This is a genomic window from Bacillus sp. (in: firmicutes), assembly GCA_012842745.1.
Classification (GTDB): Bacteria; Bacillota; Bacilli; order Bacillales; family Bacillaceae_J; genus Schinkia.
On record DUSF01000011.1, the window covers coordinates 1 to 13,188 of the forward strand.

Here is a 13,188-nt window from a genome sequence, read left to right on the forward strand (position 1 = left end):
AGTATAAGGGCTAGTGGCGAAAGTGAATCAATTTCAAAGTTTGTTAGAAAGCGAATCTCTTGTAACATCGATGGTGACAATAAATGAGCTTCATCAATGACTACAACGGGCGTTTTCTTTTTATTTTTTTAAATTTAAATTTTAATTTCCTTGAAATAGTTTTGTAATAATAGAATGGTAGAATTTAGTGAGCTATCGGAATAGGTTTTAGGGAGGAGAATTCGTTGATAAGAAAGATAATGACAGCGATGATTGCAACTACATTTGCACTGAACTTATTTTTGCCAAATGCGGATGCAGCCGTTAAAAATGTAAAAAAGACTAATCAAATTATCGAAATGAAAGATGCAAAGGTGACAATCAATGGACTTCAGGTTAATTTTGATGTGCCGCCTGTGATGCAAAGTGATCGAACTTTAGTGCCATTACGGGCCATTTTTGAAGCGATGGGTGCAGCTGTTACATGGGATGGACTGAATCAAACAGTTTCGGCAGTTAAAAACGATAAATCTATTAACCTAGTAATTAATTCAAATGTTGCAAAAATAGATGAGGCTGATTGGCAGCTTGATGTTCCAGCGACTGTGTATAAGGACAGGACGCTTGTTCCATTGCGTTTTGTTGGGGAAGCATTCGGTGGTACGGTAGATTGGGATGGTGCAGCAAAGCTCGTTACGATTACAATGCCAGAGGCTCCAATCGAGCAGCTTCCCGCTACTGTTTATTTAAATGATAAATTACTAGATTTCGCTAATTTTACGCCCATCATAAAAGATAAGACAGCCTATATTCCAATTGATTCAATCCTTAATAATTTAACAATTAACGAAATTTATTGGGAAAGAAACGGTAATACTATTTATGTTGAATTTGATGGTATCGTGATGAACTTCACTGTAGGAGAAAAGGCGGTTATTATTGACGGCAAAAAAGTTGAGATGTCAAAACCATTTATTGAGGTTGATGGTCAGGTTTTAGTACCGACTAATTCTTTTGCTAAAATCCTTGGGGGTTATGCAAGTTTAAATGAAAATACAAATGAAACATTTATTTATATTAACAGAGCAAAGTTTATCCATGATTTTTTAATAAAAGAGCCATTTACTTTTACGAAACCAACAAATGTAGTTAGTGCTGAATTTGTGGGGAATCGCAGAATTATGGTCAGTGATAATCCAGAAAATTTGAATGCACGTACATTGCCTGAAGATAATGAAACATTATGGCAGGACGAAGTTCAGTCACCAAAAGCTTCAATGGAACACCGGGTCTTTGGCTGGCATATTAATGAGCTTGGCAAAAATGTAACTGTTGGCATTACAATCGAAAATCTATCAAAGACAAATGAGATTGAGGTAGTAGGCCTAAAAGGAACGAACCGTCAAACTCCAAATGGCTGGGTCAATTATGATGTTGGTTTGCCTTTAGCGGAAAAGGCGCTAAGTGGAAAAATAACAACTGTCAAGATGAATAGCCCTGTTATAAAAGCAGGGGAAAATGCGTTAATGAAATCAATTGAGCTTAAACAAGATAATACGGTAGGTTTCCAATATGATTTTGCGGTGAATAAAAAATCGGGAACTGGTGAGCTAAATTATAAAATCAGAACTGTCGTTAGTAAAAATAGCATGGATCTTATGACGATTTTAACAGACCCGGTTGAAATTGACGAAACGGCTCGCCATCCGCGGGGAGTATGGAGTAGTTCACAATTAAAAACAGAGCTGCCACCATATGAGGTTGGAAGAGATGAAACTGCTTATCAAATTTCCAATGGGGCTACAGATAACTTAATGTCTGCGGAAAATGGACTAGGTGATCAATCAAAAGTGATTCATAACCCTGGGCATTTTGGTGCCTCCTATATTGTGAAAATTCCAATCATCAATAATACAGGACAATCAAAGACTGTTAGAGTAAGAGTAGGCGCACGCGGTGGCATTTATAATGGAGCTGTAAAAGTCGATGGAAAGGTTTATTTAATTCCAACGCTCACACCGATGACAGAGGTAGCAAATATTTTTGATTATGTTGCTGATAAGGAAAATGGGATGATTGAGTTGGAGATCATGCATGCTGGTGGCTCCGCATTGCCTTTAGCGATTGATTTGATCACAGTTGGACAAGACTTACAGTACTCACAAGATTTACAGGATTCAAAGGGCGTGTATGATTCAGAGGATTCACTAGAATCACAGGAGTTGCAAGGTATCCAAGAATAGCGGGATTTACAGAAGGTAATAGCAGTTTTGCTTTTGGCTTCAATCGAGCCTGTTGGTTTCGAAACTTGATAATGCGAAAACGCATTGCTATAATAAAAGTAACATAAACTAAAATAACCGTAGATGGTGAGACATCTACGGTTATCCAATTGCACACCACAGAAGTGGGCAGTCGGCAAATAAATAGGTCAGAAAGAAACCCACCTTTTCAGTCGCAAAACTTAACAGGGTGGGTTACTTTCTGCGTTTTAAACTAATAATCATGATTACAATCATGACTAGAGTTAAGTTCAATCCTGCAAATGAAATTGCGAGCATTGCTACGTCAATTGTAACCATTCAGCCTCACCTCCTAACTTGGAGGCTCGACTGCCCACCCTGCTTCTGCAATTGTTCCTATTATTCTATCATTAATCATTTCCTAAGTAGCTTTCGAGTGCAAGAGTGTTTACTTTTCGGGCATTTTCACTATAATGTAGTATGTAGATTAATTTTATATCTGGCCCCGTAGCTCAGCGGATAGAGCGTCGGTTTCCTAAACCGTGCGTCGGAGGTTCGATTCCTCTCGGGGCCGCTGTTAAAAACCTTGATTAATCAAGGTTTTTTGTTTTGAGTGGCCTTTTCCCCCTAATAACCCGTAATAATCGACAATAACCCATGATAAAAGTTAAAAACCTCCATCGTGAAACGACGTTCTTTTTAAGGCGATAATAGTACCCTTAACTTAAGGATTCTTTAGACTTAGGAGGGGGAAAGGCCATGTATAAGACGATTACATTACGAGTTTCTCAAGAGGAATTGCAAAAGATTAGTCAATTAAGAGAACAGCATTTTCAAAAGTTTCAGGCACCAATTAGCCAAAGCCAACTTATTCGAAATTTGATTCATGAAAAGTTCAACGCATCGGAATCAGAAATTAGAGAAGTGAATCTAAAAGAAAAAGAGGACTTATTTACGGAAAAAGAAATGGCCCATAAAAGAGATCTTACGATTGTTGACCGTTTAAGAGAACGTAGATGGGGTAGAGTAAAAGGATAATGTATTTATACTAATTTACCAGATATCAGAAGCAGGCCATTCCGCCTGTTTTTCTTTTTTTTGCAGTATTTTGTCGAAATTTCGACAATCGGCTAACTAATCACTGTTTACCATTTTTCGGTGAAATCTATCACGGTTTAAACAGGGATAATTAACTATATTCAAGAAAGGACATCGTTGATAAAGAAGGTGATAGAATGGTTGGTTTTTCAGTTTTTAAATCAATATATTTTAAAATCGGCTTTTTTATATTAATTCTTTTTACAATTAGTATTGGAAGCTATTATATTATATCAAATTCTCTTTCAAAAAAGGAAAATACATCCCATATGGTCAATGTTGCTGGTCGTGGGCGAATGCTAACAGAGGAAATGAATAAGATTGCTATTGAAGTTGTTTTTATGGGAAGTAAAGATGTTAGAGAAGAGCTTCAACAATCTATACAAGATTTCGAACAAAATCTTTATAACATAAAAAGTGACAGAGAGTATTTGAAAATAATCGACGAAAATAAAGAGATTCGCAATCAATTGTTGCAGGTTGAAAAGACTTGGAAGAGCTTAAGAGGAGATTATTCAACACTTTTAGCTGTACAAGATTTGGATGATCAAAAATTAATTATCAATGATATTAATGGTAAAAACAAAGAACAAATTGCGAATATAGAAGTACTATTAAGCTTGGTTGAAAAAACAGGCCAAGAAAACATTCGGGGGCTGAATGAACAAAAGCTTATTCTTGTTTTTACAGATTTTCCGAACGAGAAAGCCCACTGTTTCAACTGTGGGATGAGAGTGAGGTCAAATACGGAGTACCATAGGTAAACCGAAGGTTCATGGTACTTCAAGTATTTGAAATTTTCACTTTTTTTGTTGATTATTTGTTGTTGTATATTAAATAAACTGATACAATATATATATGAACGAATATAGAAGAACACGTACAACTGTATCCTTATTGAACTACCATTTTGTGTTCTGTCCTCGATATAGAAGAAGGATTTTCCTGCAAACAGAGGTCGAACAACGTTTCAAAGAGTTGGTACATGAAGTATGTGAGAAACTAGAAATACAAATTGTTGCTCTTGAATGTGACAAAGACCATACACATATGTTTCTGAACGCACTCCCAACCTTAAGTCCTGCTGATATAATGGCAAAAATCAAAGGGGTGACTTCTAAAAAATTGCGTGAAGAATTTCCGCATCTTCAGCACTTGCCAAGTCTGTGGACACGCTCTTATTTTGTTTCTACTGCTGGAAATGTATCAAGTGAAACTATTAAACGTTATGTCGAAAATCAGAAAAAGCGAGGGTAGAAAGGAGTTGAAACCGATGGCAAAGAAGAGTACACCAACTTATACAATTGAATTCGCCTTGAACATACCTACTTGGCAAAACCACCGTTTGGAAAAGAAATTCAAAATTGCAAGAACAGTCTACAATTCTTGTCTCGGTGAAGCTCTGAAAAGAAATAAAGCAGTGCAGGCAGATAAAGAGTATCGCACATTGCTTCATGAATCCAAATCAAAAGAACGTGATAAAAAATTAGCGGCTATTCGTTTGAATTATGGTTTTTCTGAATACGGAATCCATCATTTTGTAAAAGAAGTACAGCATAAATTCGAGGAACACATTGGTAGCTTCGAGGCTCAAAAACTGGCAACAAGAGCTTTTCAAACCGTAGAAAAACTTCATTTTGGAAAATCAAAAAGGGTTCATTTCAAAAATGTAAATGATGATATCTCGATAGAAAACAAATCAAACAAAACTGGGTTAAGGTATATAGAAGGACATATTATGTGGGGCGATAAACCAACGAAGAAAACTCCTAAACCGAAAAATTGGTTATGTATGCCGATTTCTCCTAAAGCAGATGATGAATATGCACATGTCGCTTTATTAGATAAGACAAAGTATGTTCGTATTTTAAAACGAGAAGTTAGAGGAAAGATTCGTTATTTTGTTCAACTGATTCAAGAAGGCTACCCACCAAAAAAAAGAAATCGCAAAATTGCAAATGATGAAACAAAACGTATTGGGTTGGACATAGGCACGTCTACTATAGCGATTAGCGGCGAAACCATCGTTGAACTTCGTGAACTCGCTCCAGAATGTAACAATGATGAAAAGGAAATAAGGCGAATACAACGTAAAATGGATCGCTCTAAACGAACCACCAATCCTAACAACTTTAACGAAAATGGAACAATCAAAAAAGGCAGGTTAACTTGGAAATACTCTACTAAATATCAGAAGTTGCGTCAAAAACGTAAGGAACTCTACCGCAAGGTTGGGGTTGAACGGAAAATGTCACATGAAAAACTTGCAAACGATATTCTTGCTCTAGGTTCTGATATACGAGTTGAAACGATGCGGTTTCAATCACTTCAAAAACGTGCAAAACATACAACTCGAAACCATACAAACGGTAAGATTAACCGAAAAAAACGGTTTGGAAAATCAATAGCTAACCGTGCCCCCGCGATGCTACTCACCATTATTGACCGAAAGCTAGGTTATCAAGGACAATCAATCAAGAAAATAGATACCTTTGCTATCAAGGCTAGCCAGTTCAATCATCTGACTGGTGAATATACGAAGAAACAACTTTCAGAACGCTGGAATGATGTTGGAGAGTTTCGCATCCAACGTGATTTATATAGCGCCTTTTTGATATGTAACACTAATGATGCCCTTGATTCTGTTGATGTATCTTTATGTAACGCACAATGGAATCATTTTTTAGAACTTCATACTATTGAAATGGAACGCCTCAAACATTCGACAAGTAAAACAATGCGCTGGTTTGTCGCATAAAAACGAACCTGATTGGTCGTGATAACGCCCAAGAGAAGTCGGAACGATAAGCATACAAGGAGTCTTTAAGGGCTTGCTTGGTGAAGTGCCTTGCATTTTCGCAATACGTCCGTTAATGTTCTAGAGAATATACACCAGTTTATTAGTACAACCTCTTTTTAAAAGATAAGGTGCTAGTAAGAAGTGTATTAGTATCATAGAACCCCACTGCTTTAGCTGTGGGAGTTATCAGATCGTCATTAATGACAAATGCAATCATTTCTTTAGCAAAATCATTAAGGATGAGAGTGGTTGCAGAAGGAATTGAAGAAATAGATCAACTTCGTTATTTAAGACAACGGCATTGTGAATTTGGTCAAGGCTATTTATTTAGTAAGCCATTGCCTGCCACCGAGTTAGAAATGAAACTGATGAAAAATAAGGAAAAGGCCTATTTTGCAGTTTAATTTTTCATGTATGTTTTTTATCATCATCACCTATTCCTGCATATAGTAGTATAAATGTCTAGGTAAGGGAGATGAGGCTCAAATGTATTTTCGGCAAATAAAGTATGTAGTGCAGCCTGGAGAATCGTTATCATCAATTGCCGAGCGATTTAACACATCCATACAAAATATTAAGGAAGAAAGTCAATTAACATCAAATATTATTTATATTGGTCAACAATTAACCGTTCCTTCTAATTCAGAAATAAATATTTACAATATAGAGCCAGGTGATAGCCTCTACACGATTGCTACAAGGTTTGGAATCACTGTTGAAGAATTAAAAGCAATGAATCGTTTACAATCTAATATTATTTATATCGGCCAGACGCTTAAGGTATCTGAAAATGATGAGAGGCAAACAGAGTATAAAGTAAAATCTGGCGATTCTTTATATTCGATTGCCACTAAATTCAATACTACAGTTGAAAGTATAATGGCTCTAAATAATTTAAAAAGTATGGATTTATCTATTGGGCAAATGCTAATGATCCCTGTTTTTTCTGAGGTTATTGTCAATGTCGATGTTGCAAACGTTAGGCAAAGACCTGGGGCTACTTATAATGTAGTGGCGCAAATGGATCGTGGGGCAAGGCTGCCGCTCTTGGGGGTTCAAGGTGACTGGTATAAAGTTGCTTTATACAATGGTAATCCAGGCTGGGTTTCAAAAACAGTAACAACGCTTCGCACTTATGATGGCTCAAAGCCAATTTTTGAAATTTTAGGGTATTATACGTTACAGGAAGGGCCAACATTGCCAAGTTCTTTTCAATCATTTGTTAGTAATATTCAACAAATATCGCAAGGCGGTTTATTCATGTTTAGAATCAGCCGTGATAATCCAACAACAATTGATAAGTTTGGTGAATTTACAGATGATGAGGTTCGGCAGTTAGTGACAATTGGTCACCGCCATAATGTAAAAATGCTAGCAACCGTTCATAACCTCCTCTACGATGAAGGGGTAGAGTTAGCGAAGCGAATTATCCATGAGCTTGTATCATCTGAACAAAATATGAACGCCTTTGCTCTTAATTTAGTTAGATTAATTGAAAGGTATGGATTAGATGGCGTCGATATTGATATAGAGGATGTGTTAGAAGAAGACCGAAATCGTTTGACCCAGCTGTATCGTGTAATTGGCCGTGTTTTAGGAGAACGTGGTTACTTCTTCTCAACTGCTGTTCCATCAAAAACGGGACCAACAGACCCAAGTGTTTTTGCGCAACCGTTCGATTACCCAAATCTCCATCAACCAACAGATCAGTTTGTGATCATGCTTTATAATGAGCATGGCTGGCCAGGAAGCGGTCCAGGTCCAGTTGTTTCCATTGGGCGGATGGAAAAAGTATTACGCTATGCGATGACAGTTATGCCAAAGCAAAAAATCGTCGCAGCTGTTTCAGTATTTGGTTTTGATTTTAACTTGAAAACGGACCGTGCCTCATATGTAACTTATGAAATGGCAATGAATTTAGCTAAAAGATATAATAAACAGATTACTTTTGATCAAAAAACGCAAACACCGATGTTTGCATATACAGATGCACAAGGTGTCAACCACGAAGTTTGGTTTGAAAACCGTGCAAGTATCTTGGCGAAAGCTCGACTTGCCAACCGATTAGGAATTAGGGGCTTAGCACTTTGGAGATTAGGTATGGAAGATCCAGCGATGTGGACAATGCTACGCGATGATGCTGTTGTCAGGAAAATGGGTCTTGAACAATAATATTTTTAGAGAAAACTGTAGGCTTGTGCTTACGGTTTTTTATATGTTTAGAATTTTGTATAATAGTGACAGGTTAAGTGTTCGAAAAGGGGTAAACAAATGAGTCTTCAAGATGAATTATTTATGAAAGCTGCGATAGCTGAAGCGAGGAAAGCTGAAGAGATTGGTGAGGTACCGATTGGTGCAGTCATTGTCAAAGATGGCATGATTGTTTCTAGTGCCTATAATTTAAGAGAATCTGAACAAAGAGCAATTGCCCATGCTGAGCTGTTAGCGATAGATGAGGCTTGTAAAAAACTTGAGACATGGCGGCTTTCAGGAGCGGCATTATATGTAACATTAGAGCCATGCCCAATGTGTGCAGGGGCGATTGTTCTGTCTAGAGTAGATCGGGTCGTTTATGGCGCCGCTGATCCAAAGGGCGGCTGTGCGGGAACGCTTATGAATTTATTACAAGACAATCGTTTTAACCATGTGGCAGAGGTAACTAGCGGCATATTGGAAGAAGAGTGCTCTGCGTTGTTAAGCAATTTTTTTAAACAGCTTCGTGAAAAGAAAAAACAACAAAAATGACAAACAATTACCATTCCTTCGCTTGTTGATTTTTAAAATAAAACACTATATACTTAAGAAGTCGTGCTAGGCGGGGAGGTAGCGGTGCCCTGAACTCGCAATCCGCTGTAGCGAGGCTGAATCCCTTCTCGAGGTTGGTAGCCGTAAGGCCTGCCTTAAGTAAGTGGTGTTGACGTCTGGGTCCTACGCAACGGGAACCCACGAACCCTGTCAGGTCCGGAAGGAAGCAGCAGTAAGTGGATTATCCCGTGTGCCGTAGGGTCGCCTAGGCTGAGCTAACTGCTTAAGTAACGCTTATGGCTGCCATATCGACAGAAGGTGCACGGCATATACATAGCTATATATTGAGGCTGACTCAAATAAAAGAGTCAGCCTCTTTCACATTTTAGCCGACATGTTTTAAACTTTGGAAAAAAAGACTATTATCAGTTATAATGATTTAGTATGAAAATAATTAGTACAGTTTTCATAAAATGGGTCGAAAGGGGTGTGGGAAATGGCTTATCAAGCTTTATACCGAGTTTGGCGGCCGCAAACATTTCACGATGTTGTCGGTCAAGAGCATATCACGAGAACATTGCAAAATGCATTAGTTCAAGAAAAATTTTCCCATGCCTATTTGTTTTCCGGTCCACGTGGTACGGGAAAGACGAGTGCTGCGAAAATTTTAGCAAAGGCTGTTAATTGTGAAAAGGCACCAATAAGTGAGCCATGCAATGAGTGTGATGCGTGTAAAGGAATTACAAATGGCTCGATATCCGACGTCATTGAGATTGACGCGGCATCAAATAATGGTGTTGATGAAATTCGTGATATTCGTGATAAAGTCAAATATGCGCCTAGTTCCGTTCGTTATAAGGTCTATATTATTGATGAAGTTCATATGCTCTCGATTGGCGCCTTCAATGCATTGTTGAAAACGCTTGAAGAGCCGCCGAAACATGTTATTTTTATATTAGCAACAACAGAACCTCATAAAATACCGCTTACGATTATTTCTCGTTGTCAGCGTTTTGAATTTAAGCGCATACCGCTTCAGGTAATGGTTGAACGGATGAAGGAGATCACTGATTCACAAAATATCGAAACTGAAGAGCAGGCATTGCCTTTAATTGCGAAAGCGGCAGAAGGTGGAATGCGCGATTCCTTAAGCCTTTTAGACCAAGCAATCTCCTTTAGTGGTGATAGGGTTACCGTTGAAGATGTGTTATCAATAACAGGTGCAGTTTCACAACAATTTTTAGCGGAAACAGCCGAGAGCCTATTGAATAGAGATGTTATAAAGGCTCTACATACAGTTGATGAGCTTATCAAACTTGGCAAAGAGCCAACACGGTTTATTGAGGATCTTATTTTTTATTTCCGCGATATGCTTTTATACCAAAGTGCGCCTAACTTAGAAAATATGATGGAACGGGCAATTGTCGATGAAAGTTTTAAAAAAATGACAAGTGAAATAGCGGCTGACTCTATATATAAAATTATTAATCAGCTGAATGAAAGCCAACAAGAAATGAAATGGACGAATCATCCGAAAATATTGCTTGAATTGGCTTTAGTTAAAATATGTCAGCAATCAGATGCAGGTTCAGGGCCTTCAAATGAACAGGTAGGAGCACTCGTTGAGAGAATAAATCAGCTTGAGGCTGAATTAAAGGAATGGAAGAAAAATGGCCTGCCTATAGAAGCCCAAGGTAATTCAGAAGTTAGTCCAGCCCCTCGGGATAAAAAGCTACAGAAGTCAGGGTCTGTACGAACCGCTAACAGGGCAATTGGTCAAGTAAAAGAAATGCTAAAAACGGCCTCAAAGCAGGATTTGAGTTGGCTATCAAGCCAGTGGGGCTTATTTTTGGATAATTTAAAATTACGGGAAATTGCTGCCCAAGCGATGATTTTAGATGCAAAAGTAGTTGCCGCATCTAAAATAGCTTTCGTTCTTGCTTTTAAGCATGAATTTCATTGTCAAATGGCAGCAACGAATAAACGTGATATAATTGAAAAGGTTCTTAAAGAAACAATTGGCCTAGATTTAAAAATGCATGCCATTACTTTTGAAGAGTGGGAAGTTGTTAAAGAGGAATTTATTCGCAGCCAAAAGAATGAGAAAGATGAAGATGTGCCTGAGGAAGATCCGTTAATTGCAGAAGCAAAAAAATTATTTGGTTCTGATTTAATTGAAATAAAGGATTAACATTATTCAGTAGATAAAAGGAGGTTTCACTATATGCGTGGTGGAATGGGAAATATGAATAATATGATGAAACAAGTGCAAAAAATGCAAAAGCAAATGCAGCAGTCGCAGGAAGAATTGCTGGCAATGGTATTTGAAGGGACAGCTGGTGGCGGCATGGTTACTGTTACTGTTACAGGTGGCAAGGTAGTACAAGAGGTTAAGATTAAGGAAGAAGTAGTAGATCCTGATGATATTGAAATGCTCCAAGACTTGATTATAGCTGCAACAAACGATGCTTTGAAGAAGGTTGATGAAAAAACGAATGAAACAATGGGCAGATATACGCAAGGGCTAAATATTCCAGGTTTATTTTAACTTGAATAGAGGAGATTAAAAATGCATTACCCAGAACCAATTGCAAAGCTTATTGACAGCTTTATGAAGTTGCCAGGTATCGGCCCTAAAACGGCCGTTCGTCTGGCTTTTTTTGTCCTAAAAATGAAAGAAGAAGATGTATTGGATTTTGGTAAAGCATTAGTAAATGCCAAAAGAAATCTAACACATTGCTCTGTATGCTTTAATATAACGGATCATGATCCATGTTCCATTTGTGATGATGGGTATCGTGATCGCAGTCTTATTTGTGTTGTTCAGGATCCTAAGGATGTTATCGCGATGGAAAAAATGAAAGAGTATCGAGGGCTTTATCATGTTCTTCATGGTGCCATTTCACCGATGGATGGAATCGGGCCTGAGGATATAAAGGTTTCCGAACTTTTAAAAAGGCTGCAAAATGAGGAAGTGCAAGAAATTATTTTGGCTACAAACCCCAATATTGAGGGAGAAGCAACAGCGATGTATATTTCGCGCCTCGTTAAACCATCAGGCATCACGATTACGCGAATTGCCCATGGCCTGCCAGTTGGCGGTGATTTGGAATATGCTGATGAGGTTACCCTTTCAAAGGCATTAGAAGGACGACGTGAACTATAGTGTAGCGGGGGGAATTGATGATGTTTTTCCGACGTAAAGGGAAGCTTCGCAAAGATATAAATCAAAAGCTATGGGTTGATTTAAACGAACTAAAGGCAGAGTGGATGAGGAATAAAGACTTATTTGAAAAAAGCATCGATACAAATGTTCAGTTACTAAATGATTTAAAGATTTCCGAAGCAAAATATTTTTATTTAGTAAGAGAAGCGAAAATCCGTCGTCTAACCGCAGAACATAAATAATCCTTTTTCTTTTTGTTCTTTTTCATGTCGTCATTTCATAGAAATGATTATAAATGGGACAAAGTATGAAAGGGGAAGCGTTGGATGGATGTGACTACGTTTGAACCGACAACTATTGTCGTAATTCTTGGCGGATTTATTGGCCTTTTACTAATATTAGGTGCGCCAATTAAGCCAATAAGAATGGTAGGCAGTGGTTTTGTACGGATTATGCTTGGGGCGTTAGGTCTTTTTATCATAAATTCAATTGGAACATTAATGGGACTTCATATTCCAATTAATTTAATTACGGCTTCAATATCTGGATTTTTAGGAATACCGGGAATGGTGGCCCTTATAGCTATTAATCAAATAGTTTTATAAGGGACTGCCCCTTTTTTATAAATAAATTTTAAGGAATAAATAATAGGTAATGGGCTCTCTCAAGGTGAAGGTAATCACTCATAGAAGTTTTAAAAAAACTGCTTGACTTGTCATTTAAGAGGTGGTATATTTTAAAAGTTGCTGTTGGCGACGTTCACAAACAGTCCACAAATCAAAGACTTTTTTTTAAAAAAAGTACTAAACTGCTAAAAAATTGTTGATTTAGGATAGGGTTTAGGATAAAATATAAAAAGTCACATTGAAAAGTGTACAAGTTAATCAAAATAGTTGTTGACTTCTACGAAGCAACCTACTATAATAAATAATATCGCTACAAAATAGCGGTAGAACAAGTAAAATGTTCTTTGAAAACTAAACAAAATGTCAAGCGTGCAAAAAAAAGGTTGGATAGTAGAATCCAACAAGCAAGTCAGTAAAACTTTTGAGCAATCAAACCCTTTTTGGAGAGTTTGATCCTGGCTCAGGACGAACGCTGGCGGCGTGCCTAATACATGCAAGTCGAGCGGATGAAAAGGAGCTTGCTCCTTTGAA

At 37.7% G+C, this 13,188-nt stretch carries 13 protein-coding genes, 1 tRNA gene, 1 rRNA gene and 1 other RNA gene; all 16 read left to right on the plus strand.

The genetic code is table 11. The features are described from left to right. The first annotated feature begins 224 nt into the window (after positions 1 to 224). Positions 225 to 2,222, plus strand: coding sequence for a copper amine oxidase N-terminal domain-containing protein (locus tag GX497_01630; GenBank protein HHY71934.1), 1,998 nt, complete (start codon positions 225 to 227; stop codon positions 2,220 to 2,222). 501 nt (positions 2,223 to 2,723) lie between these two features. After that, positions 2,724 to 2,796 (plus strand) — tRNA-Arg (locus GX497_01635). Positions 2,797 to 2,981: 185 nt separating this feature from the next. Then, a complete protein-coding gene (locus tag GX497_01640) occupies positions 2,982 to 3,260 on the plus strand; it encodes a hypothetical protein (protein ID HHY71935.1) in 279 nt (92 codons plus the stop codon). Positions 3,261 to 3,457: 197 nt separating this feature from the next. After that, a complete protein-coding gene (locus GX497_01645) occupies positions 3,458 to 4,084 on the plus strand; it encodes a hypothetical protein (GenBank protein ID HHY71936.1) in 627 nt (208 codons plus the stop codon). Between the two features lie 94 nt (positions 4,085 to 4,178). Next, positions 4,179 to 4,577, plus strand: coding sequence for an IS200/IS605 family transposase (gene tnpA / locus GX497_01650; GenBank protein HHY71937.1), 399 nt, complete (start codon positions 4,179 to 4,181; stop codon positions 4,575 to 4,577). 16 nt (positions 4,578 to 4,593) lie between these two features. Then, positions 4,594 to 6,078 carry a hypothetical protein gene (locus GX497_01655; GenBank protein ID HHY71938.1) on the plus strand — a complete coding sequence of 495 codons (1,485 nt, stop codon included), beginning with the start codon at positions 4,594 to 4,596 and terminating at the stop codon, positions 6,076 to 6,078. A gap of 242 nt (positions 6,079 to 6,320) precedes the next feature. Next, positions 6,321 to 6,524 (plus strand): EAL domain-containing protein, encoded by a 204-nt coding sequence (locus tag GX497_01660; GenBank protein HHY71939.1) that lies wholly within the window; start codon positions 6,321 to 6,323, stop codon positions 6,522 to 6,524. A gap of 82 nt (positions 6,525 to 6,606) precedes the next feature. After that, positions 6,607 to 8,292 (plus strand): LysM peptidoglycan-binding domain-containing protein, encoded by a 1,686-nt coding sequence (locus tag GX497_01665; protein HHY71940.1) that lies wholly within the window; start codon positions 6,607 to 6,609, stop codon positions 8,290 to 8,292. 99 nt (positions 8,293 to 8,391) lie between these two features. Next, positions 8,392 to 8,865 (plus strand): nucleoside deaminase, encoded by a 474-nt coding sequence (locus tag GX497_01670; GenBank protein ID HHY71941.1) that lies wholly within the window; start codon positions 8,392 to 8,394, stop codon positions 8,863 to 8,865. Positions 8,866 to 8,926: 61 nt separating this feature from the next. Continuing rightward, positions 8,927 to 9,191, plus strand: an RNA gene (gene ffs / locus GX497_01675) — signal recognition particle sRNA large type. Between the two features lie 170 nt (positions 9,192 to 9,361). Next, entirely contained in the window at positions 9,362 to 11,056 is a 1,695-nt protein-coding gene (gene dnaX / locus GX497_01680; protein HHY71942.1) for a DNA polymerase III subunit gamma/tau, read from the plus strand. Positions 11,057 to 11,089: 33 nt separating this feature from the next. Next, the gene (locus GX497_01685) at positions 11,090 to 11,413 is read left to right on the plus strand and encodes a YbaB/EbfC family nucleoid-associated protein (protein ID HHY71943.1); all 324 of its coding nucleotides are present in this window, start codon (positions 11,090 to 11,092) and stop codon (positions 11,411 to 11,413) included. A 21-nt stretch (positions 11,414 to 11,434) separates the two neighbouring features. Beyond that, positions 11,435 to 12,031, plus strand: a complete 597-nt coding sequence (gene recR / locus GX497_01690) for a recombination protein RecR (protein HHY71944.1) — start codon at positions 11,435 to 11,437, stop codon at positions 12,029 to 12,031. Between the two features lie 20 nt (positions 12,032 to 12,051). Beyond that, positions 12,052 to 12,273, plus strand: a complete 222-nt coding sequence (locus GX497_01695; protein ID HHY71945.1) for a YaaL family protein — start codon at positions 12,052 to 12,054, stop codon at positions 12,271 to 12,273. Positions 12,274 to 12,357: 84 nt separating this feature from the next. After that, positions 12,358 to 12,636, plus strand: a complete 279-nt coding sequence (gene bofA / locus GX497_01700; protein ID HHY71946.1) for a pro-sigmaK processing inhibitor BofA — start codon at positions 12,358 to 12,360, stop codon at positions 12,634 to 12,636. A 458-nt stretch (positions 12,637 to 13,094) separates the two neighbouring features. Beyond that, positions 13,095 to 13,188, plus strand: a 16S ribosomal RNA gene (locus GX497_01705); the annotation flags it as partial.